This window comes from Glutamicibacter sp. (assembly GCF_032154645.1).
Lineage (GTDB): Bacteria > Actinomycetota > Actinomycetes > Actinomycetales > Micrococcaceae > Glutamicibacter.
Genome location: NZ_JALDXV010000027.1, coordinates 1 through 22677, shown reverse-complemented (window position 1 = coordinate 22677; position 22677 = coordinate 1). Strand labels below are relative to the sequence as shown.

The following is a 22677-nucleotide window of genomic DNA, read 5'->3' as shown; positions in this document are numbered from 1 at the left end:
TAACTGAAGGCAATTCGCATGGAGGGTTTGGCCCAAGCGATCCATCAATTCGCCATGATTGCGGGAGGCGTTGAACTTGTGTTGAGTATCGAATTTTAGATGCGAGCCGCTTTCGTGGGTTTCGTTGGTTCTTCCGGCTGACCTAAAATCGGAATCATCTTTTTTGTTCTGAGTGGTAGTTTGGCAGTATTCGACAGAACCTACTGTCGGCTACAACTGCGCTACACGCAGGGCTTCGATCACCGGCGTCACCGAGTCCTCCGCGTTGAGCAGGCTGGCGATCCTTCGCGCACCGAGGGTGTAGCTCTCGTCGGCGACCGCGAGCTTGATGGCTTCCGCCAGGTCCTCGCTTGTCAGATTTTTGTAGGGCACCGGTGCCGGTCCGGCGCCGAGCTTGAAAATCCGCGAGGCCCACAACGGCTGGTCGGTGAAGATCGGGACGGCGACCGTAGGCACTCCGGCCCGCAGCCCGGCGGCGGTAGTTCCCGCACCCGCATGATGCACGACGGCGGCCATCTGCTCGAAGAGCCAATGGTGAGGAACGGTGCCAATGCTCAGAACGTCGGGTTCGTCGATTCCCTCCACTCCTTGCAGCACAGCCCTGACGCCCGCCCGGCGGGCCGTAGACACCATGAAGTCGGCGTCCAAGGCTTGACTGCTGCCAAATCCGATGAATACCGGCGGCGGCCCATCGGCAATGAACTGCTCAAGCTGCTTCGTCGGCGAAAACTTCTGGTCTTCAGGAGCCCACCAATAGCCGTCGACGCTGAGGCCCGAATGCCAATCGCGAGGCGCCGGGAGAACGTGTCTGCTGAATCCGTGCAATGTTCGCTGGTGGGCTCTTCTGCGCCGCCGTTCGGCGGCGGGCCGCGAGAGCCTGCCCAGGCCCAGCTCGCGGCGCAGCTGCGCGGCCGGTGCATCATAGGGGGCTTTGCCCGCAGCAATGAGGGAACCGAGAAGTTTATTGCCCACCGGTCCAAGGCTACGGGTGCTGCCCAACACCACCGGTGGATAGGCGCTGCTGGGCTCCATGGGTTGCAGGTGCGCGCCGAGGGCAGGAACCTCCATGGCCTCGGCAACGTCGTAGGCGTAGGGTGCAACTGAATTTGCAAGGATGATATCGGTTCCGGCCTGCGCGGCCGCGAGCGTGCCTTTCGCGGCCAGCTCCATATACTCACCGAGTGCGTTGAAGTACCGGCGAAGGTCCGCCGCCGACGGCTTGTGTCCCGCAGGAGCCGGCATTACCAACGGCCCCATGTCTCCGGGCAGCCCGCGGTAACCGCAGCCAGCGGCCGCAACGAGATCGGCATAAGCCGGGTTGGCAGCGATCGATACCTCGAAGCCCAACGGGGCCAGCCTGCTGCCCAGCCCCGCCATGGGAGCCACATCGCCGCGGGTTCCCGGGGCAACCATGAGTACGCGCATGAAAAAATCACCTTGATCCAGCTAAATTGCGAACAGTGTTCGCAATTAAAGATAAACTGGACTGGAGCAGCGGACAAGTTGCGAGTGAAAGGGAGGTGCCTGGCGTCATGGAAACCAGCGACCCGATAAACATTTGGCTGCGTTCCGAGCGGCCGCGCGCCGGCCGCCAGCCGGAGCATACACGCGCTTCAATTGTGCGAGCGGCACTCGAGATCGCCGACGAAGACGGCATGGAGGCCGTGTCCATCCGGCGCGTGGCCTCCAGCATCGGTTCGGGGGCGGCCTCGCTGTATAGGTACGTGAAATCTCATGACGAGCTAGTCGAGTTAATGCTCGACGCAATCAGCGGCGAGTATGAACTATCAACGACGAAGCTCGGCAATGCCTCGCCGCGACGGGTGCTGCTGGACCTCGCGCAGCAAGGCCGGAGGATCATGAAGAAACATCCGTGGTCGGCTCCATTGCTGCTTTCCCAACCGTCCCTGGGGCCCCAGTCCCTGGCCTACCTCGATCATGCCTTGGCTGCGCTGCGTCAGACGTCGTTGAACGCTGCGGCCAAGCTGCGAACGGTTGCCATGCTCACCGCTGTTACCTCGGCTTTTGTGCAAAACGAGCTGTCGACTGTTTCGCGCACGACGAGCGATGCGGCCGGTCGTGCGGTCTATGTGAGCAAGGTGCTGGCGACCGGTAATTATCCGGCCTTGGCTGCGGTCATGAGCGAAGAACAGCTCAGCGACAACCCGGATGACGTCTTCCACCAGATCATCGGCACCTACCTCGATGGTGCAGGGCTGGTCGATTCCTAGGGATCGGGTCATGCCGCAGCGGTCGGCGGATCGTGCCCTAGGCGCGGGCCGCGAGCCGCTGCGAGGTTTGCTGTGCACGCAGCAGCCGCCAGGCACCTGCCGCGCCGAGGAGAAGAAAGACCGAGGCAGCCAACATGGACCATCGCGTGGCGTCGGCGAAACCGGCGGAGAGTGCATCGATGGCCGAAGACGGATCAACGCCGGCAGGCGGCTGGACCCGCAATTGAGAGATGGTAGTTCCTGCGCTCTGCCGGGTGGCCTCGGCCAGCTGGGAAGCTTGAGCTGCTGGAACCGACGAATCATCCAGCCGCGCAGGCAGCGTGACGGCCAGCGCCGCGGAGAGCACGGCACCCGAAATCGCGGTGCCGAGCGCAGAGCCAATCTGACGAACGGTGCTTTGCGTCGCCGAACCCTGACCGGAAATCTGCACCGGTACCTCCGCCAGCACTGTACCTGTCAGCTGCGCCGAAGCCAGGCCCAGGCCCAGGCCATAGAACACGAGTGTGGCGGCGATGGCCCAGGCCGACACCTCTGCGCTGAGCAGCAGGGCTAGGATGAGGACGCCCGCAGTTTCTATCCCCAGTCCCAGCAGGACGGTGCCGGCAGGGGTGAGGAGGGCGGCGAGATGTCGAGCGGCTGCCCCGGAAACGAAGGCGCCCAGTGCCATGGCCGCCAGAATGAATCCAGCCTGCAGGGTGCTCAGTCCCAGGGCGTTGACCAGGAACAACGGCAGCACGAACAGGAGCGCGAATTCGCCGATGGCGACGCTGGCGGCGGTGAGGTTGCCCCAGGAAAAAGTCTTGTGTTCAAACAATCGCAGTTCCAACAGGGCCGAGCGGCCGATGCGGGCTCGGTGCCGCTCCCAGAAAATGAACAGCGTCAGCGCCGCTGCAGAGACCAGCAGTGCGATGGCCACCAAGGACACCGGGGCGTCGGCGGGCCAGATGAACGAACCGATTTTCAGTTCGGCGCTCGGGGTGATCCAGCCTGCCTCTGGTCCTTCGATAATGGCGAAGACCAGGGCGCCCATGCCCAGCGAGCTGAGCAATGCACCGTCTACGTCCACGCCGCGTCCGGGCACCCGGCCCCTGGTTTCCGGGACGAAGAATATCGAGAGCACCAGCAAGATGGCGCCCAAAGGCAGGTTCACCAGGAAAATCCAGTGCCAGGAGGCGTACTCGGTAAGCAGGCCGCCGGCCAGCGGACCGATCGCCGCGGCGCCGGAGATGACTGCACCCCACACGCCGAAGGCCGCAGCCCGTTCCTTGCCCCGGAACATCGAATTCACTGTAGACAGGGTGGCTGGCATGATGAATGCGGCGCCCACCGCCTGGATGGCGCGGGCGGAAATCAACGGGCCGGCGGCGGCTGCATTTGCCGCCAGCAGCGAACCGGCCATGAACACCACAATGCCGGCGAGGAACAGCTTCTTGCGGCCCCAGCGATCCGAAAGGTTTCCGGCCGAAAGCAGCAGGGCCGCCAGCACCACCGCGTAGAGGCTGTTGACCCATTGCGCGTCGCCCAAGTCCAGGTGGATGTCGGCAATAATCGTGGGCAGCGAGACGCCGACGATTGTTCCGTCAAGGACTACCAGGCCCAGGCCCGCGGCCAAGATGCCCAGTGCCGCCCAACGGTGTTTGGCTGCCGGATCGGGCGCATCCTGCGCACCGCGCCGCACTTTATCGATGTTCACTGCTCGTGCCCTTTTCCTCGGGAGGGCATCTGCCTGCTCTTTTCTGCGGTGCCCGTTGCTAACGAGCCTATTGCCTGCCAGGCCGCGGGGGATCAACCATTTGGTTGAATGCCTGCTGCGGCAGTCTTCGGCGGCGCCCGGTGCGCGCGGGTTTCGAGGCGGTCAGCAGGATGCAGCGGCTTCCGAGAGGTGTTCATCAACCCAGACAATGCCTCCGACTATGTCATTTGAAATTTCGGTGCCCACCTTGCGGGCCAGCAGTTCGTCGATCTGGCCCAGCGGTCCAATGAGCACCTTGCCTCCGGCTTGGGCAAAACGGATTCCGGCATTGACCTTAGGCTTCATGGAGCCTTCTTGGAAGCGAAGCTTGGAGATTTCCTCCGGGGTGGCGGCAAAGATTGAGCGTTCGGTATCGGTGCCCCAGTCCTTGGCTGCGTAGTCGCCGTCGGTGAGGATGATCATCAGGTCTGCCTGGAGCTCGGCGGAAAGCACCGCGCTGGCAAGGTCTTTGTCGACCACCGCTTGTACGCCCTCGAAACCCCCATCTGCCGCCGCGCGCACCGGCACCCCGCCGCCGCCGGCGCAGACGACGATCTTATCGTTGTCCAACAGCAGCGAAACGATTGAGGCCTGTGCGATGCGCAGAGGCTCGGGCGAGGGGACTACCCGGCGGAAGGCTTTCCCATCGCGGGCGATGATCCAATCGTGCTCCGCGGCGACTGCGTCGGCTTCTTCTGCGGCGTAGGTCGGGCCAACGAACTTGGTTGGATGCTCGAAAGCGGGATCGTTTTCATTAACAATCGTGGTGGTCAGCAACGTAATGACTTCGCGCTGCGAATCCAATGCGTTGGACAGCTCCTGCTGCACTACATAGCCGATCATGCCCTGGCTTTCGGCGCCCAAAACATCCAAAGGGTAGGCGGGCACGTCCTTGTAGGCAAGGTTCTGCAATGCCAGTAGCCCGACCTGTGGTCCATTGCCATGGGTGATGACCAGTTCGTGTTCGCCGGCTAGTTTCGCCAGCGATTGGCAGGTGGAGCGGACATTGGCGCGAAGCTTTTCAGCCGTCATGGGTTCGCCGCGACGGGCTAATGCGTTGCCTCCCAAGGCGATCACTATGCGCATAATTTTCCTTCTGGATCGCAGCAGAACCCTGTGCGGCGCCGCTGATGTGCCGATTGATTATGGGGTGGAACTATCCTGCTGGATCGGCTGATCTGTTGGAGGAGGACCAGCAGTAATTGCAGGGATTTAGCGAAAGTTTCTCATCCCCAGCACCAAGTCGCAGTATGTCGGTTTGCCCAAGTTGGAGCTCATCCAAGTCCATGCTTCTGATAATTCCTTTCCATAATACGAGATTCTGCTGTTAAATTTCACTTCATGCCAGTACGTTCGCAAGGTTGCCAATGAGAGTTCAGGAACTGAATGGTCGATGAATTACCCCGAATCGAACGCGGTGCGGCGGAAGATCAAGTGTGGGCAGTCTTCATGTAGGTGAAGGTCACCCACTATGAACTGATGAATTAATAGTTATCGAATTCGCGTTGCGGCTTGCTGTGATTGGTCAACCATGTCCAGGTCCAACGGCCGTCGTACCACACTTCATCGCGGCGGGTTGCGGTGTTCCGCTGTGAATGTACTACGTACCCCCACACTTAACTGTGCTGACCTGATGGCTACCGGAGATAGGCGCCCGATGATAGGTTGCGCTGCTCATTTGCGTGTAGCGTGCGTGCCTAGTGGCCGACGTTGCGCGCGCCGAAGGAAGGCAGTTGTTGTTAACAGAGCCCCGCTCACGAAAAATCTTCGATAGCGGCCGAGGGAGATCCGAAATTGCACCACCGTTGGCAAGATAAGGCAACTTTTTAGTCATACGAAATGAATATTCGCTGCGCGAGAAGTAACTGAGAATTGACCGAGATACTACTTAATGCGCAAATGACCTGAAGAATGATCGTAGGAACGCGGGAAGGAATCCTATCGCCAGCACCTGCCAACGAATTTTAGAAGTCTTTCCGGATTTGGTAGGTTTGCCAACATGCAGATTCGTCCGGAAGTTTATGATGACCGAGCCGCAGTGTACGCGGTCACCCACGCTGCCTTTGCCGGACTGGATCCAATGGTGGAACCAGAAGAAGTCGGTTTGCTGCAGCAGCTTTTTGACTGCGACGGTTACGACTCTCGGTTTTCAATCATTGCCCGCGACGGAGCTACTGTAATCGGCCACGTCATTGCGACCTGGGGGAGCGTTGGTCAAGAGCCGTTGCTGGGTCTGGGGCCCATAGCCGTCGCTCCGGAGTATCAACATCGAGGCGTGGGATCGATCCTCATGCAGCAGATGCATGACGCCGCCCAGGAGGCCGGGCTCAGCGGAATTGTCCTACTGGGATCGCCCGCCTACTACCATCGTTTCGGCTATGAGACCGCGACCGAGTATGGGATTCACCCCAGCGACCCCGGATGGCAGGAACATTTCATGGTGCGGGTCTTCGATAAGGACAACCTTCCTGCCGGCGATTACCGCTACGCCGAACCCTTCGGCTGCTAATCAGCCCAGATACCTACTTGGATTGGGCCACCTTGTGGTAGACGACATGCGTCACCAGATCTGTGGTGCGTGAAGAAACTGGATGCAGCGAAAGCGGCGGCATGTTCACAAAGAGTCGTTCACCCGCACCGAGTGTTATCGGCGCGATATGGAGCCTCAACTCATCGATCAGCGACTGGGCGAGAAACTGGTTAATTGTGGACGCACCACCGGCTATCGCAACGTTGCGATCACCCGCGGCATCAGTCGCACGAAGCAACGCCTCATGGATGCCTTGCTCCACGAAATGAAATACTGTGCCGCCCTGCATCACCAGGGGATCACGCGCGTGGTGGGTTAGCACGAATACCGGGGCATGGTAGGGCGGGTTTTCGCCCCACCAGCCGCTCCATGCTTCTGGGTATTCGCCCGGCTGTGGGCCGAACATGTGACGGCCCATGATGAATGCTCCGGCATCAACGATAGCTTCGCGTTCACTGGCGTTTTCTAATGTTCCTTCAAACTGCCACCGGTGCAATTGCTCTCCGCCGCGGCCCAGCGGTTCTTCGCGGCTCTGCCCTTCACCGGCGATGAAACCATCGACTGACATCGTGACATCGCAAACTACTCGACCCATGATTTTCCCCTGAACACTGGACTTCCGGTGGCGTCAGGATAGCAGTTGCAGTACCTGTGATGGCTGAGAATCTTGCAACTCATCTTGTTGGCTCGGCTCTGCCGGGGTAGAAACGTAATGTGAGCGACAAACCAGAACTGACCGAATTGTCCTTCAGCATCAATGGACACCTCTCCAAACCCCGGCACGAAGTTTATGAAGCGGTGGCGGACCCCGACCAGCTGTCAAAGTATTTCACCACCGGCGGCGCTCAGGGGCGTATGGAATCAGGAGCCACCGTCACCTGGGATTTCCATGATTTCCCCGGTGCATTCCCGGTGCGGGTCTTGAACGCGGTGCAGGATGAAAAGCTGGTGTTCCAGTGGGGAGGCAATGAAACCCTCAGCACCGACGGAATGAATACGGTGACCTTCGAATTCGCCGAGGTTGACGACGGCACCCGAACCAAGGTGACGATCGCCGAATCATCATGGAACCCCAACGCTTCGGGAGCAAAGGCTGCCTTTGGCAATTGCGAGGGGTGGACGGGGATGCTCGCGGCGATGAAATGCTGGGTGGAGTATGGAATCAATCTGCGCGAGGGCTTCCACAAATAGACGCTGAAACAAGCATGGGGCTGGGGAACTCAACGTTCCCCAGCCCAATGCTATTTGTGCTGCCTAGGCCACTGCGTCGCGCAGTTTGGTAGTCAGCCGATACAGGTGTTCGAATTCTTCTTCGCTCAGTGCTTCGCCAAGAAGTTCATGCAGATGCTTTGCATGCTGGCGGCCGATTTCCTGCTGCAATGCCAAACCCTTGTCGGTCAACGAAAGCAATAGTGCTCGATGATCGTCGGGATCCGACTCGCGGGTGATCAGCCCCTTGTCCTCCAAACGCGTGACCATACGGCTCAGGCTCGGTTGAGAAATCAGCAGGTTCTGATTCAGGTCCACCAGCCGGCTGCGTCCGCCGGGACAGAACCGAAGGTTGAAGAGTACATCGTATTCGCGCATGGACAGCGAGTTGAACTCTTCCATGGCCGAAATCTTGCGCATCACCGCAACCTGCGCCCTGAACAACGATTCCCAAGAGTCAAGCGTGACCTTCAGGGACGCTGTCGGTTTACTGGTCGCGGTCACTGACTTCAGGCTCCTTTGGTGCGTTTGCCTTTTCGGCTTCAAGTTTAGCCTGACGGGCTGCGACAAGGCCTTCATGTGTCGGTGCCGGCGTCAGATCGGCCGGGGCGCGCGACTCCATCTCCTTGCGCAGTTCCGGCAGCACGTACTCGCCGAAGAGGTCGAGCTGATTCAGCACGGTCTTCAGCGGCAGGCCGGCGTGATCGACCAAGAACAGCTGGCGCTGGTAGTTGCCGAAGTACTCCTGGAAGCTCAGGGTCTTCTCCAGGACCTGCTGCGGGGAACCGACGGTCAGCGGGGTCTGCGCGGTGAAGTCCTCCAGCGATGGGCCGTGGCCGTAGACCGGGGCGTTGTCGAAGTAGGGGCGGAATTCCTTGACAGCCTGCTGCGAATCCTTGGCCATGTAGAACTGTCCACCCAGGCCGACGATTGCCTGATCAGCGCGGCCGTGGCCGTAGTGCTCGTAGCGCTCGCGGTACAGGCCGATTAGCTGCTGGTAGTGCTCCTTTGGCCAGAAGATGTTGTTGGCGAAGAAGCCGTCGCCGTAGTAGGCGGCGATTTCAGCGACCTGCGGGGTGCGGATCGAGCCATGCCACACGAATGGCGCCACATCATCGAGTGGGCGAGGGGTCGAGGTGAAGTTCTGCAGGGGAGTACGGTACTTGCCTTCCCAGTTCACTACCTCCTCGTCCCACAACCGGCGCAGTAGGTTGTAGTTTTCGACGGTCAGGTTGACCGAGTCCTGGATGTTCTTGCCGAACCATGGGTAGACCGGGCCGGTGTTGCCGCGGCCGAGCACGATGTCGGTGCGTCCGTTGGACAGGTGCTGCAACATGGCAAAGTCTTCGGCGATCTTCACTGGATCATTGGTGGTGATCAGCGTCGTCGTGGTCGACAAGATGATGCGCTCGGTCTGCGCCGCGATGTATGCCAGCGTCGTGGTCGGGGATGAGGAGAAGAACGGCTTGTTGTGGTGCTCGCCGATGGCGTAGACGTCCATGCCGATTTCCTCGACCTTTTTGGCGATGGCCACCTGGGCGTCGATGCGTTCTTTCTCGGTGGGTACGCGGCCGGTGGTTGGGTCGCGGGTGATGTCGCTGACTGAGAATACTCCGAACTGCATGCCTACTCCTGTGAATCGATGAGAACTTGCGCTCTGTGCTTGTTCTCCAATTTATATGCGTATGCATGTAATAACAAGTTGAAGCGTCAATTATTCCCATATTCGTCCAGTGGCGTTCGTCACCGTTGGGCTACCGGGCTGCAGGTGCGAAGCCTCCGCCGAGAATGATCGACTGCCGTTCGTGGGGACGCAGCGGAGCTCCGTCGGTGAACTCGCAGCCGCAGTTCCTCTGAAGCTGGCGCAGTGCGCTCACCTGACGGCGCAATGCCCAGATACCTGGCAGTTCGCCACGTTCTGCACCGGAGTTCTCGGACCTTGTGAGGAAGAACGGGAGATCGCAGGGGTTCAGGGTGGAGGTGGCCACAATATGTCCTTTCGTTGTCATCTCTGACCCAGTGAACAAGGTGCAGTTAGCTTGAGCTCAAGCAAGTACCGCGAAATAATGCAACTATGTCTTCCAGCCACCGCATAGCCAAGAGTCAACTCGGCATCGGCGATCTGGCGCGACGTGCTGGCGTCACCGTAGCTACCCTGCGCTTCTATGAGTCACGTGAGCTGATCTTCTCAACGCGCACCAGTGGCAATATGCGGATCTATCCCAAGCACACGTTGCGCAGGGTTGCGATAATCGCCGCCGGGCAGCGTGTGGGACTCACCCTGACGCAGATTTCCGAGGCGTTGAGCGAGCTTCCCGTGGACCGCGCCCCGAGCCAGAAACAGTGGGAAGAGCTTAGTGGCAGGTGGAAAATATTAGTGGACCGACGCATCGAGCAGCTGAATTCCCTGCGTGATTCACTGGATGGGTGTATCGGCTGCGGATGCTTGTCCACCACCAAGTGTTCGTTGTTCAACCCGCAGGATGAGGCGGCCGCGGAGGGGCCGGGATCGCGCTGGATCAGGAATTTTGACGCGGACTTCGGTCCGCATGAAAGTTAGTTAACCGTCCAGCTTGAAAGGCAATCAACGCCGCCTCGACTCTGTTGCGAGCTCCAAGCTTGAGCAAGATAGCGGTGACATAGCCCTTGACGGTGGCTTGCGTAAGGACCAGGCGTTCCGCGATCTCTGCATTGGTTGCACCGGAACCCAGCAAAGACAGTACCTCGCTTTCACGCTGCGTGAGGCTGGAGATCATCGAAGTGGCACGCCGAGCGGAGGATGTGTCGATGCTTTGAAGCCGATCCACCACCCTGCGAGCGATTCTCGGAGAGAGCGCCACCGCACCTTGGGACACGGCAATGACGGCGTTGATTATTTCCTCAGGGGAGGAGGTCTTCAATAGAAAGCCGCCGGCGCCGGAGCGCAGCGCCCGATCGATATAGTCTTCTTCCCCAAAAGTCGTCAGGATTATCACCTGTGAGCCGGGCTGGATTGTTCGCAGCTCCTCAAGCGCCGCCAGCCCATCCAGCTGCGGCATGCGGATATCCATCAGCACTACCTGAGGCTTGAGTCGCTGCGATAATTCGATGGCACGATATCCGTTTTCAGCTTCGCCGACTACCGCAATGCGATCATCGCTGCCAAGAATGCTGCAAATTCCCGCCCTGATCAATGCATCGTCGTCGACGACTAGCACAGAAACCTTCGCTGAGCTGGTCATTGATTACCGCCGCTCTGTGGAAGGGGAAACAGTTGCTCCTTGGACACCAGAGTTCCTCCATCGAAGCACAGACGGTACATCTCATTGCTGAAGTCTATGACGCTTGACCGGGCCGCGAAAAAGCGGCAGGTTGAACCGCCGGGTATCGGTGGTTCGTCAATGATCGGGGTCGGAGAGTCCAGACCTTTGGCGCTGACCAATTGCTTGACTTCGGACTCTTTCATGCCCGGGGCTATCTGGGCAAAAACTGCCGGAGGCAGCGCAGTTGCAGAGAACGTTGCCTGTTGCAGGGCAAAGAATCCCACGCCAATCAAGGTGAGGACTCCCAGCGGTACCAACGTCGTGGCGAGCCGGTGGCGCGATGGGCGCTGCTGGGTCTGCCGTTGACTATTGGCAGCCTGCCCGGGTGCTGTTGGAATGATTGCCTCCACGACGAAGGAGTCATCGCGTGGGCCATAGTGGAGCCTGGCGTGATGCTGCTCGAAAAAACGGTGAAGTGTGGCAAGTCCTGTTCCTTGCCGAAGCGACACCTTGGCGGAATCATTAGGCAGCTTGGTACTGAGCGAGATTTCTAATCCATCATGTGTGCGTGACGCTGATATGAGAACCCCAGAATCCGGGGCGTACTTCGCGGCATTCGTTAGTGACTCTCGAAGACATTGAAACAATAATTGCGAAGCCAGATGAGAAAGCGCAAGGTCAGACTCCGGGGTGCTGGAAAGATCGAGATCGCTGAATTCTATATGCATTCCCTTGGCACGGGAGTCGTGAATCAGCTGGTCTGCGGAAGATGTCGAAATCGGCACATTGAACGTTGGTTCGAGCTCGTGCCTCAAGATGCCAATGATGTTGTGGAGATTTTCAACGGCGGTATCTGCCTGCCGACGGATACCGGCCGCTTGTAGGGCGATGGGCGAGTCGTTGGGAGCTGACACCTGCAGGGCGGATGCCTGCAACGCTAGGAGAGCCAGGTCGTGCCCCAGCTGATCATGCATCTGCGTGGCAATGCGGTTTCGTTCTTCGGCGGCGGCATTCAGCCTGAGCTGTTCCGCTTCGCGCACGGCAAATTGTTGGGACTGCCTTCGCGCGCTGCCGATAAACCATGGCAGGAAAACGAATAACAGGACCGATGTCATGAGATTCAGCAGGAAACCCCAGATACTTAAATGCGCCGAAAAGAGCAGGACCATGCCGGCTGCTGTGGCACCGATCGCTTGTGCGAGGATTCCGGGGAGCCTGGATTGCAGGTGGCGACCCGCAAAGTAGCTCACCACGATGCCTATTGGACCCAGGAGCACCCATGAGCCAGCACTGGAAATGGGAACCAAGAACGTACATAGTGCCAAACACATGATCCAAAAAGCCTGGGTCAAGCGTGGCCACAACGTGGGCAGGCTAGGGGAGCTCATAACGTCATGCTAGTAATTTCGGCCCCAATGCAACACCGACCAAAGTAGGGTTCCACGGTCCGGAAGTACCTACCAAGGCATCCTGCGCTGTTGGCGCCGCCTTCCATAGCGTGGGTATCAACGGAAGGACAACCGATGATAACCCTGAACAACCTGTCCAAGGTTTATGGCGCCAAACCCGCAGTGGATGGTCTGAGCCTCAGCATCGAGCCGGGTCTGGTTACTGGATTCCTAGGACCCAATGGCGCGGGGAAAACCACGACTATGCGCATGATTCTTGGACTTGAACACCCCACAGCGGGAAGCGCGATGATTCATCAGAAGCCCTACGATCAGTGGGACTACCCCCTGCGGACAGTGGGCGCCCACATCAACGCCAACGCCGGCCACCCAGGACGAACGCCGAGAACATTCCTCAAAGCGTTGTCCCAAAGCAACCGCATCCCTTCATCCAGGATCGACGTTGTCTTGGAAGCCGCTGGACTGAGTGCGGTAGAAGGAGACCGCATCAGGGGATTCTCCCTGGGTATGCGCCAGCGACTGGGGATTGCAGCCGCCTTGCTGGGAGATCCGGAAATACTCATTTTTGATGAACCGATGAATGGGTTGGACGCCGAAGGAATTCGCTGGATTCGCGACCTGATGCGGCAGCACGCCAATGATGGGGGCACGGTCTTCGTCTCCAGCCACCTGATGAGCGAGATGCAGCAGGTAGCAGACCAGCTCGTGGTGATCGGCCGAGGCAAGCTGATTACCCAGGCGCCCATGCAGGAACTTTTGGAGATTGGTGGCGGCGCACAAATCATCGTGAAATCTCCAGACTCCGGGCGGTTGAAAGCAGCACTGGAGAGTGAACGCCTGACCGTCATCGTCCAAGCACACGACGAACTGTTGATTTCAGGAGGAACACTCCATGACGTGGGTGCAGTGGCCTACCGTGCGGGCTGTGAACTCCATGAGCTGAGTACCAGGACTAGCAGCCTGGAGAACATCTACACTCAGTTGACCCAAGAAGCTGTGGAATACAGCGCTCAAGAAAGGTAGGGAAGTGGAATGCTGAAGTTCGGTAAGTTCACTGCAGCGACCCGATCCGAATGGACGAAGTTTTTCAGCCTGCGATCTACCGTATCGCTGCTGCTCGCGGGGATCGCTGCCAGCGTTGTCCTCGGCTGGCTGCTGGGGGCTAGTGCCAAGGCAAGCGGAGATAACGGCTACGACACAGCGATGCCAGCCCCGCTGATGGTGTTCGCGAGCCTGCAATTCGGGCAATTGCTGTTTGCCAGTGCAGCGGTGCTTCACCTCAGCGGCGAATACTCGGCCGATCAGATGGGTCAGACGCTGCAATCCGTGCCGCGCCGATTCACGCTCGTAGCCGCCAAATCGCTGGTCGTGGCGGTCGTCGGATTCATCGGGGGAGTTGCAGCGATCTTGCTGGGTACCATCCCCGCTGGATTGGCGGCGGACAACTACGGCAGCTTTGCGTTCTCGGATCTGGCCACCGCCGCCCTGGGTGCCGGAGCGTACTTGGCACTGCTGTCCTTGATGATGATCGGCTTGAGCCTGCTGTGCAGGAATTCGGCGGGCTCGATCGTTGCCATGCTCATGCTGGTGGTCGGCCTTCCCCAAATCCTGCAGCTGGTACGCATCGACTGGGTGCAGGAAATAGTGCAGTATCTTCCGACGAACGCCGCCACCTTCCTGGCCACGGGAGCCGTCGAGCCCTATGGGCCTGCTGCGGCCCTGGGAATCCTCGTCGCATGGGCGATACTTCTGTTGGCCATTGGATCCCGGCGCTTCATCGTTGCCGACGCTTGAAGCCCAGATTAAACAGCTAGGTGTGCTGCCACCTTGTGGTGACAGCACACCTGGCTGTTTGATCGGTCGGCCCTAGCGCTACCGAGGGCTGTTGCCCTCAGGGTCGGCAGGGTTGTCCTTGAGCATCTGTTCAAAGACCTTCCGCTCGCGCCGTGAAATCGGAAGCTGGCCGGTTTCAGGGTTCAAGACCTGGGTCGGCTTCTGCGCTGTGCCCGGATCGGCTGGCTTGTCCGCGTCGCGCTTGGCGGGCTTTTCGGGCTTTGCCTGCTTCTTCGATTCAACGCTCCCGAGGTTCGGCGTCGGGCTTACGTGACCTGCCGCGTCGTCCATCGCTGCGCTCAACGCCGGGGCCGCCTGCTGGGCGTACTTTGCGTGGCGTCGTGCGGCGCGGCGGGCCGTGTTCTTCTCCTTGCGGGACTCGATCAGGCGGTACAGCACCGGCACCAGGATCAGCGTCAACAGCGTGGAGGAGACTAGGCCTCCGATCACCACAACCGCCAGCGGCTGCGAAATGAATCCCGACTGACCGGTCAGGCCCAAGCCCATCGGCAGCAGCGCAAACACCGTAGCCAGCGCGGTCATCAGGATCGGGCGCAGACGCTGCCTGGCACCTTGCATGATCGCCTGCTCCAGCGGCATGGCCGCCCGCTCAGGGGTATCAACCCGATACTGGTTGATCAGGTCGATGAGCACGATCGCGTTGGTGACCACGATGCCCACGAGCATTAGCATGCCGATCAGCGACGGAAGTCCCAGCGGGATGTCGGAGATCAGCAGCAGGCCGATGGCGCCGGTGGCTGCGAACGGAATGGAGACGAGCAGGATCAGCGGCTGGATCAGCGACTTGAAGGTCGCCACCATGATCACGTAGACGATGGCCACCGCAGCCAGCAAGGCCAGGTAGAGCTGCTGGAAGGATTCAGCCTGCTCCGTGGCTGCGCCGCCGATTTCCGCCGTGGCACCCTGCGGCAGGTCAAGGGTTTCCAGGGTGGAGGAGACCTCGCGGGACACCGTGCCCAGCTGGTTCTCTGCCGGCGTCAGGCTGACGGTGGCAATCCGGTCGCCGTTGGAGGTGGTGACTTCCTGCACCACCTCGGTGCGTTCTACCGTTGCCAGGTCCTGCAGCTGCACCATGCCGGTGGCGGTGGGGATCTGCAGCTTCTTCAGCTCGTCCACGCTCTTCAGCTCCATGCCCTCGCCCACCTGCACCTTCATGTCGGTGTAGTCGATGCGCAGGGTCCCGGCAGGAACGGGGGAGACCTGGGAGGCGATCAGCCCGGAGAGCTGGGTTTCGGTCAGGCCTGCCGCGGCCGCCTTGTCGGCGTCGATGTCGATGGACACCTGCTCGCGCATCGCCGAAAGGTTGTCGCTGATGCCGGTGACCTGCTCGGTGCCGTCCAGGGCCTCGCGCACCGTGGTGGTGGCCTCGCGCAGGGTCTGCTCGTCGGGGGCCTTGATTTCCACGGTGACATCCGAGCTCATCATGGATCCCGAATTGGCGCCGAAGCTGACCTCGGTTCCCTCGCTCAGATCCAGCGCCTCGACGTCAGTGCGCACGGTGGCCGCCAGCGCTTCCTGGTCGGCGTCCTTGTCGGTGATCAGTGTGAAGTTCGCGGTGTCGGTGCCGCCGCCGAACAGGGCCGCCATGCCCGAACCGGTGCCGATGGTCAGCTGCACATCTTCGACGCCGTCGATGTCCATCACGGTGGACTCGATCTTCTCCGCTTCCTTCAGCGTCGTGTCCATGGAGGAGCCGCTGGGCATGGTCTGCTTGATCGAGATCGTGTTCTCACCGGTGCTGCCCAGCAGGTTGGTGTTCAGCAGCGGGGTCATCGCCACGGTGCCGGCAAGGATCAGGATGGCGGCGAACAGCGTGATCACCGGGTGGCGCTGGGTGCCGCGCAGCACCGGGGTGTAGGTGCGCTGCATCCAGGACTTGTCCTCCGCGACATGCGCGGTATGGGTCTTCTCGCTGCCCGGGCGGTGCGGCAGGAACCAGTAGGCCAGCACCGGAACGATGGTCAGCGCCACGACCAGGGAAGCGAGCAGCGCGATGGTCATCGTCATGGCGAACGGGCGGAACAGTTCGCCGGCCATGCCGCCGACCAGCGCCACCGGCAGGAACACCGCCACGGTGGTCAGCGTCGCGGCGGTGATGGCGCCTGCCACCTCGCGCACCGCCACAAGGATCGCCTGCATCTTCGACTCGCCATAGGACAGGTGCCGTTTGATGTTTTCGATGACCACGATCGAGTCATCCACCACGCGGCCGATGGAGATCGTCAGTGCGCCCAGGGTGAGCATATTCAGCGAGTAGCCGCCGGCGTACATGCCGATGAACGTGACCATCAGGGACAGCGGAATGGAGATCGCCGTGACCAGGGTGGAGCGGATGGAGAACAGGAACACCAGGATCACCACGACGGCGAAGCCCAGGCCCAGCACGCCCTCCAGGGCCATGTGGTCGATGGAATCGGTGATGAACGGGGCCTGGTCGAAGATCGTGGTGATCTTCGCCCCGTGTCCCAGTTCCTCCTGCAGGCTCGGGATCATCTGCGTCACTGCGTCGGAGATGCCGACGGTGTCCCCGCTGGGAGTCTTGGTGACGGCGATGGACAGGGTGTCCTCGCCATTGGTGCGGGTGATGCTGGTGGCGTCGTCGGCCTGGATGGAGATCTTCGAGACGTCCTTGAGCAGGACCGGTCCCTGGTCGGAAACCAGCGGGATCTCACCGACGGCCTTCAGCGAGTCGGGGGCGGAGCCGGAGATGACCGGAAGGGTCAGCCCGTCGGTGTCCATGGTGCCGATGGGCATCGGCGAGCCGGAATTCTCGATGCCGTCGGTGATGTCCTTGACGGTCAGCCCCTTGGCCGCCAACTTCGCATCGTCCGGAATCACCGAAATATGCTGGCTCGCACCGCCCGATACCGAGGCTTCGCGCACCCCGTCGATCTTCTGCAGTTTGGGGATGACGATGCGGTTCACATCGTCGTGCAGCTGCTCCAACGACTGATCCGAGGAAACGGCCATCTGAATGACCGGCAGGTCTGCAATGGAACCGGCAATGGCGGTGGGCTCCACGTCCTCGGGGAGGTTCGGCTTCGCATTGGCGATCGCGCGCTCCACCTGTGAGCGCGCCCGGTCCATGTCGGTGCCGTACTCAAAGATCAGCGCAATGCGGGTGAACCCGGCCGAGGAGGTAGCAGTGGAGGACTCCAGTCCTTCCACCGCCTGCAGCGCCGTCTCCAGCGGCTCAGCGACCTGCTGGTCGATGACCTCGGGGCTCGCGCCCGGTTCGGTGGCCATCACGGCGATCTGCGGGAACTCCATGGAGGGGATGAGCTCCTGCTTCAGGGAGGTCATCGACAAGACGCCGAAAATGGCGATGAAAACCGATATCAGCGCGATCAGCGCTCGGTTCTTCAGAGACAAAACGGCTAAGCGCTGCATGCGAGAGTTGTCCTAGCGGTATCGGGGAAAAAGACTCACTCTCAACCTTAGTTCGTTGTCTATTGACAACCGAATAATCGGACCAAAATCATCCGCGAGGAGTACCTTGGGAGCTGATTCGGTCGCGGGCATGACGATGGGCCGCTCACCCAGCGGTGAGCGGCCCATCGTGGTAGGAGACTAGAGAAGTCCCAGGGTCTTATCGGTGGCGGCCTTGACCTCAGCGTAGAGGGCTGGGTTGTCGTTCAGCTTCTGGCCGTAGGAAGGGATGATGTCCTTCAGCTTGGACTCCCAGCCGCCGGCGAATTCCTTCGGGAAGCAGCGCGAGAGCAAACCGATCATGATCGGGGTTGCGGTCGATGCACCAGGCGATGCGCCAAGCAGGCCGGAGATCGTGCCGTCCGATGAAGCGATGACCTCGGTGCCGAACTGCAGGATGCCGCCCTTCTTGGCGTCCTTCTTGATAACCTGTACGCGCTGGCCTGCGGTGATCAGCTCCCACTTGGAGCCGTCGGCCTCGGGGTAGTACTCCGCTAGGGACAGATCCTTCTTGGCGCGGGACTTGAGAACTTCCTTGATCAGGTAGGTAGTCAGGTCCATGTTGTCCTTGGCCACCGCCAGCATCGGGATGATGTTGTGCGGACGCAGGGACAGCGGGAGATCAAGCTGGCCGGTGGACTTCAGGAAGTTCATGGAGAAGCCGGCATAAGGGCCGAACATCAGCGAACGCTTGCCGTCGACAAAGCGGGTGTCCAGGTGCGGAACCGACATTGGCGGGGCGCCTACCGACGCCTGGCCGTAAACCTTGGCGTTGTGCTGGTCGACGATCGCCTCATCGGTGCAGCGCAGGAACTGGCCGGAGACCGGGAAGCCGCCGAAGCCCTTGATCTCTTCGATGCCCGACTTCTGCAGCAGCGGCAATGCTCCGCCGCCGGCGCCGACGAAGACGAACTTTGCCTTCACGGTCTTGGTGGCGCCGTTGGCCTTGTCCTTGACGGTCAGCACCCAGCCGGAGCCATCGCGCTTGATGTTCTGGACCTTGTGGCCAAAGTTGATGGAGGCGCCCGCGGCGCTCAATGAGTTGGTCAGGTCGGCGGTGAGTCGGCCGAAGTCGACGTCGGTGCCCGAGACTACGCGCGAAGCTGCGACCTTTTCGGACTCGTTGCGGCCCTTGGCGACCAGCGGGGTCCACTCGTTGATGGTGTCCAGGTCGTTGGTGATCTCAAGTTCGTCGAACAAGGTGTTCGGCTTCAGTGCTTCGTAACGGGTCTTGAGGTACTTGGAGTGGTCCTCGCCGATTACGAACGACATGTGAGGCAGGGCGTTGATGAAGCCATTGCCTTCAACGCGCTTGTTTTCCACGGCCCAGGAGAAGAACTGGCGGGAGATCTGGTACTGCTCATTGATACCGATGGCCTTGGCCGGATCAACCGAACCATCGGCCTTGGCAGCGGTGTAGTTCAGCTCGCACAGTGCCGAGTGTCCGGTGCCAGCGTTGTTCCATGGAGAGGAGGACTCAAGGCCTGCCTTGTCCAGGTTCTCGAATAGGCCGATAGACCAGGTTGGCTCCAGCTGGTTGATCAAGGTGCCGAGCGTGGCACTCATGATACCGGCACCGATTAGGACGACGTCAAAAGATTCGGTTGACGTTTGTGAAGGCACGAGGAACTCCATCGACAGTGATACTTTGCTCTAACCCAGAGTAGACCTATTCCACCGCCGGTTAGAAATCCTTAACTGATAAGTAGGGCTGGTCGGTAGCTAACTTGAGATCGCCGGTGAATTATTCATCTGTATGTCTGCGAAGCATTCATTGAGCATCGGGGATGACGGGTAGAACGTCACATTCGAATTGAACGCCAGTGCTGAGATAGGGAATACCAGAGGAACCAGCGGCAAATCGTAGTTCATGGTCGTCAAGATCGAAGCGTAGGCTGCCGTGCGTTCGTCACCGGGTTCAAGCGACCGCGCTGCCAGAATTTGTGAGTCAAGTAACGTTGAGGTGTATCCGAATTCATCGGCCTTGGCGGCAAGAATTCCCGACAGGAAGTCGTCTTCATTGCGGTAGCCGCCGGCATAGCCCAGCAAATGCATGCCGTTGAAGTCCTTTGAACGGACGGTATCTACGTAGCCGTCGGTCCAAGGAATTGGGCGCGGCTTGATCTTGATGCCGACCTTGGCCAAGTCTTCGGCTAGTTGGGCAAAAGTACGTTCCGGCAGCGGCAGGTAGTTGCGGGAGACCCGCAAAGGGTAGGCGAACTCAATTTCTTCACCCTTGTAGCCGGCTTGTTCCAGCAGCTGCATCGCTTGGTTTTGATCGAGGTTGTAGCGGGGCTCAGGTTCCGGGATCGACAGGGCAGGTGGCAGGATGCTTCCCGCGGATTTGCTTCCTTGAATAAATAGCTTGTCGGCAAGCTGCCCGTGGTTGATGGCATGGGCAATTGCGCGGCGCACTTCTGGTTTGGCAAGCCACTTGTTGCGCCGGTCTAATCCGAGGTAGAGCACCGAGAAAGGGTCGCGTTGTACTACCAATTTGGCCCCGCGGATCAAATTCCTCATGATGTCTACCGAGACCAGATCAAATCCATCGATTTCATCGGCACGCATAGCTGTCTCCCGGTTATAGGGAGATGCTATTGAGGAAATCAAAACCACTTCTGGGTGGTTCTTATTCGCTTCGAAGCGTGCGGAATTCCAATAATCGTTGAAGATTTCCAAGCGGACGAGACCGTCCTTGTTCGATGCGAACTTGAATGGCCCAGTACCCATTGGCGTGGTCAATAGCGCGTCGGCCGGGTTGTCCTTGGGGCCGCCGGTGAGGGCGGAAGGCGCGGCAATGGCCATGCCCGGCAAGGTCAGCGCATCTATCAGGGACGGCAGCGCACGGCGAAGCTTGAGTGTTACCAGGTACTTGCTGGTCGCTTGGATCGACGAAAAGTAGCTGGCGCTGCCCGCTGATGATTTTCCGACGAACAAGGTCTGCTTGAATACGGGCTTGACGGCTTCGAAAGCTTGTAGCCGATGCTGCTCGGCGCCCTGCTCGTATTCGGAGAGCTGCTCACCGTCCTTGAGCTTGGTTTCTAAATCTTTGGGCGAGGGAAGTTTGGGAAGGTCCTCCCTGTGGTGGAAGACCTCGTTGAAGCCCTGACCCGAGTCTGCAGCAAGCTTGGAAGACATGGTGGCCCAGCGTTTGAAGTTTTCAACGACGGCCTTGGCGTCAAGCTCGGTGCCGTCGTGGAACTTCACACCCTGTCGAAGAGTGAAGGTATAGGTCAGTCCATCCTCGCTTTGAGTCCATGACTCAGCTAGGCCCGCAACCGGGCTGCCGCTGTTTGAATCAAGCGAAATGAGCGTTTCGTAGATCTGACGGGTGACGCGGAAGGATTCGCTGTCTGCCGCAATGGCGGGATCCAGCCGAACCGGGGGAGCTGGTGCTGCCAGTCGCAGGGTGCGTGGGGCCTGTTCTACCGCCTTAGCGGTACTAGCAGTAGATGTGGCCGAGGTAGGAGCGGTGCTGCAACTTACTAATGCCATAGCGGCACTAGCAAAAGTGCCGGTCAGAAGTGCTCGTCGTGAGACGTGTTTTAGCGGCGTGGCAGGCACTATTGGGCTCAACTTCCTTCATGGCAGGCGTTTCTACGTCCGGAAAATGTGTTGGATCCGCAGGGCAGTAGCGCGTTTGCGGGCATTTTGATCCGGGATATCTATCAAAGATAACGCAACGATCTGGCGGTATCCTTTGAAAAACATCGGGAAGCCGCCAAGTGAGATCAAAATGTTAGATATACAGCCCCGATTATGCGCGGTGAACGAGGTTTTCACCTTCTTGATCCTTCGACCAGGCAAGTAGTTGACGTTTGAGCAATTTCACCATGCGGGGGAAGAACGCGCTGGTGTTGCCACCGTTATGAGGGGTAATCAATGCATTGGGGCACTGCCACAATGGGTGGTCGGAAGGCAGCGGCTCGGGATCAAAAACGTCTGAAGCAACATTCAGTCGCCCACTGACAACTTCAGTTACGAGCGCATCGGTGTCTACTACCGGGCCCCTTGCTACGTTGACGATGGTGGCACCGTCAGGCAGCTGAGCCAAAAGCCTGGCATCGACAAGGTGATGCGTTGAGTCATTGAGCGGGACGATGAGGATCAAGACTTCGATTTGCGCAGCGAGTTCGGGGAGCTGATCTGTGTCGAATACCTGTCCGTGCTCGTCGTGGCGTGCCTTAGAGCCGAACCTCAGCAGATTGACTTCGAAAGGTTCAAGGCGCTTTCTTATTTCGCCTCCAATGCCGCCGACACCAACCACACCGACCGTGCGATCGGCAAGCCCTGGCCACTGCTGTGGATTCCACCTACCGGTCTGTTGGTCTCTGACCGATGTGGGAAATCCGCGCAGTGAGGCAATAGTCAGACCGAGGGCTATTTCAGCGGTGGCTGCAGCGTGAACTCCCGCTGCGGTACAAATGTCAGCACGATCGCCGATCATGTCGATCATGCCGTCATAGCCAGTGGTCTGGGTCTGAACAATCTTCACATTTTTTGCTTTGCGGACATTAGCGAGGAACTTCGGGTCAGCCATGTAAGGGAAGATCGCTATATCAATGTCATCGAGCGATGAGTTCGGGTCTGTTTCTAGATCCCAAATCACTGGTTTCAAGTTTTCGGGCAGCTCTCCTACGGCTTCGAGAAGTTCTGCGGTTGGGAATGAAACCGTGCGTTCTGTACTCATGGAAACACTCTACAAATCTGGCCGGGTTCACGGTAGTAACCCCTAGTCATCTCTTGTAATGTACGTCACCGCTGAAAAGTAGGTTTTCGATTTGCGCGATGCTCAAAAGCTGGGTAGAGTTTTATCTCGTTGCGAAAGCGCGAAGCTAAAAAGCTTCTAGAACATCGCAGCGGGCGCCTCTAGCTCAATTGGCAGAGCAAATGACTCTTAATCATTAGGTTCCGGGTTCAAGTCCCGGGGGGCGCACGAACAATTGGTTTGAATAATCTCACTAGTTGTTTACAAAAAATGAATATGCGCCTCTAGCTCAATTGGCAGAGCAAATGACTCTTAATCATTAGGTTCCGGGTT

At 59.4% G+C, this 22677-nt stretch carries 19 protein-coding genes and 1 tRNA gene; 7 read left to right on the top strand and 13 right to left on the bottom strand.

Translation table 11 applies throughout. The annotated features are described in order from the left end of the window. Positions 1 to 210: 210 nt before the first annotated feature. Positions 211 to 1425, bottom strand: a complete 1215-nt coding sequence (locus RUH64_RS15925; protein WP_313814708.1) for a glycosyltransferase — start codon at positions 1423 to 1425, stop codon at positions 211 to 213. A gap of 95 nt (positions 1426 to 1520) precedes the next feature. On the opposite strand from RUH64_RS15925, the gene RUH64_RS15920 reads away from it, so the two are divergent. Next, a complete protein-coding gene (locus tag RUH64_RS15920; protein ID WP_313814706.1) occupies positions 1521 to 2231 on the top strand; it encodes a TetR/AcrR family transcriptional regulator in 711 nt (236 codons plus the stop codon). Between the two features lie 37 nt (positions 2232 to 2268). On the opposite strand, the gene RUH64_RS15915 is transcribed toward RUH64_RS15920, so the two are convergent. Both RUH64_RS15915 and arcC read right to left on the bottom strand, forming a co-directional pair. Beyond that, positions 2269 to 3924, bottom strand: a complete 1656-nt coding sequence (locus tag RUH64_RS15915; protein WP_396276072.1) for an MFS transporter — start codon at positions 3922 to 3924, stop codon at positions 2269 to 2271. Between the two features lie 162 nt (positions 3925 to 4086). Then, complete coding sequence (arcC, locus tag RUH64_RS15910; protein WP_313814704.1) at positions 4087 to 5049, bottom strand: carbamate kinase; 963 nt, start codon at positions 5047 to 5049, stop codon at positions 4087 to 4089. 913 nt (positions 5050 to 5962) lie between these two features. Between arcC and RUH64_RS15905 the strand changes: the two genes are divergently transcribed. Beyond that, entirely contained in the window at positions 5963 to 6472 is a 510-nt protein-coding gene (locus tag RUH64_RS15905) for an N-acetyltransferase (RefSeq protein WP_313814703.1), read from the top strand. Between the two features lie 13 nt (positions 6473 to 6485). Here RUH64_RS15905 and RUH64_RS15900 read toward each other — a convergent pair whose 3' ends face one another. After that, entirely contained in the window at positions 6486 to 7088 is a 603-nt protein-coding gene (locus RUH64_RS15900; protein ID WP_313814702.1) for a dihydrofolate reductase family protein, read from the bottom strand. 119 nt (positions 7089 to 7207) lie between these two features. Between RUH64_RS15900 and RUH64_RS15895 the strand changes: the two genes are divergently transcribed. Then, positions 7208 to 7684 carry an SRPBCC domain-containing protein gene (locus RUH64_RS15895; protein ID WP_313814701.1) on the top strand — a complete coding sequence of 159 codons (477 nt, stop codon included), beginning with the start codon at positions 7208 to 7210 and terminating at the stop codon, positions 7682 to 7684. Positions 7685 to 7747: 63 nt separating this feature from the next. On the opposite strand, the gene RUH64_RS15890 is transcribed toward RUH64_RS15895, so the two are convergent. The 3 genes from RUH64_RS15890 to RUH64_RS15880 form a co-directional block, all read right to left on the bottom strand. Further along, positions 7748 to 8206: a MarR family transcriptional regulator gene (locus RUH64_RS15890; protein WP_313814700.1), complete on the bottom strand. Its 459-nt coding sequence runs from the start codon at positions 8204 to 8206 to the stop codon at positions 7748 to 7750. After that, positions 8190 to 9326 (bottom strand): LLM class flavin-dependent oxidoreductase, encoded by a 1137-nt coding sequence (locus tag RUH64_RS15885; RefSeq protein ID WP_313814698.1) that lies wholly within the window; start codon positions 9324 to 9326, stop codon positions 8190 to 8192. The genes RUH64_RS15890 and RUH64_RS15885 overlap by 17 nt, the downstream gene beginning before the upstream one ends. 130 nt (positions 9327 to 9456) lie before the next feature. Continuing rightward, positions 9457 to 9690 carry a hypothetical protein gene (locus RUH64_RS15880; RefSeq protein WP_313814696.1) on the bottom strand — a complete coding sequence of 78 codons (234 nt, stop codon included), beginning with the start codon at positions 9688 to 9690 and terminating at the stop codon, positions 9457 to 9459. A gap of 86 nt (positions 9691 to 9776) precedes the next feature. On the opposite strand from RUH64_RS15880, the gene soxR reads away from it, so the two are divergent. Further along, complete coding sequence (gene soxR / locus RUH64_RS15875; RefSeq protein WP_313814695.1) at positions 9777 to 10262, top strand: redox-sensitive transcriptional activator SoxR; 486 nt, start codon at positions 9777 to 9779, stop codon at positions 10260 to 10262. On the opposite strand, the gene RUH64_RS15870 is transcribed toward soxR, so the two are convergent. Beyond that, a complete protein-coding gene (locus tag RUH64_RS15870; protein WP_313814694.1) occupies positions 10222 to 10923 on the bottom strand; it encodes a response regulator transcription factor in 702 nt (233 codons plus the stop codon). The genes soxR and RUH64_RS15870 overlap by 41 nt on opposite strands. Further along, the gene (locus RUH64_RS15865; RefSeq protein ID WP_313814693.1) at positions 10920 to 12332 is read right to left on the bottom strand and encodes a histidine kinase; all 1413 of its coding nucleotides are present in this window, start codon (positions 12330 to 12332) and stop codon (positions 10920 to 10922) included. Before RUH64_RS15865 ends, RUH64_RS15870 begins: the two co-directional genes overlap by 4 nt. 135 nt (positions 12333 to 12467) lie before the next feature. Here RUH64_RS15865 and RUH64_RS15860 point away from each other — a divergent pair, with 135 nt between their 5' ends. Then, positions 12468 to 13376 carry an ATP-binding cassette domain-containing protein gene (locus RUH64_RS15860; protein WP_313814692.1) on the top strand — a complete coding sequence of 303 codons (909 nt, stop codon included), beginning with the start codon at positions 12468 to 12470 and terminating at the stop codon, positions 13374 to 13376. A 9-nt stretch (positions 13377 to 13385) separates the two neighbouring features. Further along, positions 13386 to 14147 (top strand): hypothetical protein, encoded by a 762-nt coding sequence (locus tag RUH64_RS15855; RefSeq protein ID WP_313814690.1) that lies wholly within the window; start codon positions 13386 to 13388, stop codon positions 14145 to 14147. Between the two features lie 78 nt (positions 14148 to 14225). Here the strand turns inward: RUH64_RS15855 and RUH64_RS15850 are convergent, their stop codons facing one another. The 4 genes from RUH64_RS15850 to RUH64_RS15835 form a co-directional block, all read right to left on the bottom strand. Continuing rightward, entirely contained in the window at positions 14226 to 17597 is a 3372-nt protein-coding gene (locus RUH64_RS15850; protein ID WP_313814688.1) for an efflux RND transporter permease subunit, read from the bottom strand. 180 nt (positions 17598 to 17777) lie between these two features. Continuing rightward, positions 17778 to 19271, bottom strand: a complete 1494-nt coding sequence (locus tag RUH64_RS15845; protein ID WP_313814687.1) for a malate:quinone oxidoreductase — start codon at positions 19269 to 19271, stop codon at positions 17778 to 17780. Positions 19272 to 19358: 87 nt separating this feature from the next. After that, the gene (locus RUH64_RS15840) at positions 19359 to 21131 is read right to left on the bottom strand and encodes an ABC transporter substrate-binding protein (RefSeq protein ID WP_313814685.1); all 1773 of its coding nucleotides are present in this window, start codon (positions 21129 to 21131) and stop codon (positions 19359 to 19361) included. Between the two features lie 262 nt (positions 21132 to 21393). Further along, positions 21394 to 22326, bottom strand: a complete 933-nt coding sequence (locus tag RUH64_RS15835) for a 2-hydroxyacid dehydrogenase (protein ID WP_313814684.1) — start codon at positions 22324 to 22326, stop codon at positions 21394 to 21396. Between the two features lie 173 nt (positions 22327 to 22499). Here RUH64_RS15835 and RUH64_RS15830 point away from each other — a divergent pair. Then, positions 22500 to 22572, top strand: a tRNA-Lys gene (locus RUH64_RS15830). Positions 22573 to 22677: the final 105 nt, after the last annotated feature.

What these genes read in the sequence shown, in the direction of transcription:
- RUH64_RS15870 (WP_313814694.1), bottom strand. Translation starts at nt 10,923, where the DNA reads ATGACCAGCTCAGCGAAGGTTTCTGTGCTAGTCGTCGACGACGATGCA.
- arcC (WP_313814704.1), bottom strand. Translation starts at nt 5,049, where the DNA reads ATGCGCATAGTGATCGCCTTGGGAGGCAACGCATTAGCCCGTCGCGGC.
- RUH64_RS15845 (WP_313814687.1), bottom strand. Translation starts at nt 19,271, where the DNA reads ATGGAGTTCCTCGTGCCTTCACAAACGTCAACCGAATCTTTTGACGTC.
- RUH64_RS15865 (WP_313814693.1), bottom strand. Translation starts at nt 12,332, where the DNA reads ATGAGCTCCCCTAGCCTGCCCACGTTGTGGCCACGCTTGACCCAGGCT.
- RUH64_RS15925 (WP_313814708.1), bottom strand. Translation starts at nt 1,425, where the DNA reads ATGCGCGTACTCATGGTTGCCCCGGGAACCCGCGGCGATGTGGCTCCC.
- RUH64_RS15855 (WP_313814690.1), top strand. Translation starts at nt 13,386, where the DNA reads ATGCTGAAGTTCGGTAAGTTCACTGCAGCGACCCGATCCGAATGGACG.
- soxR (WP_313814695.1), top strand. Translation starts at nt 9,777, where the DNA reads ATGTCTTCCAGCCACCGCATAGCCAAGAGTCAACTCGGCATCGGCGAT.
- RUH64_RS15900 (WP_313814702.1), bottom strand. Translation starts at nt 7,088, where the DNA reads ATGGGTCGAGTAGTTTGCGATGTCACGATGTCAGTCGATGGTTTCATC.
- RUH64_RS15905 (WP_313814703.1), top strand. Translation starts at nt 5,963, where the DNA reads ATGCAGATTCGTCCGGAAGTTTATGATGACCGAGCCGCAGTGTACGCG.
- RUH64_RS15850 (WP_313814688.1), bottom strand. Translation starts at nt 17,597, where the DNA reads ATGCAGCGCTTAGCCGTTTTGTCTCTGAAGAACCGAGCGCTGATCGCG.
- RUH64_RS15840 (WP_313814685.1), bottom strand. Translation starts at nt 21,131, where the DNA reads ATGGCATTAGTAAGTTGCAGCACCGCTCCTACCTCGGCCACATCTACT.
- RUH64_RS15860 (WP_313814692.1), top strand. Translation starts at nt 12,468, where the DNA reads ATGATAACCCTGAACAACCTGTCCAAGGTTTATGGCGCCAAACCCGCA.
- RUH64_RS15835 (WP_313814684.1), bottom strand. Translation starts at nt 22,326, where the DNA reads ATGAGTACAGAACGCACGGTTTCATTCCCAACCGCAGAACTTCTCGAA.
- RUH64_RS15885 (WP_313814698.1), bottom strand. Translation starts at nt 9,326, where the DNA reads ATGCAGTTCGGAGTATTCTCAGTCAGCGACATCACCCGCGACCCAACC.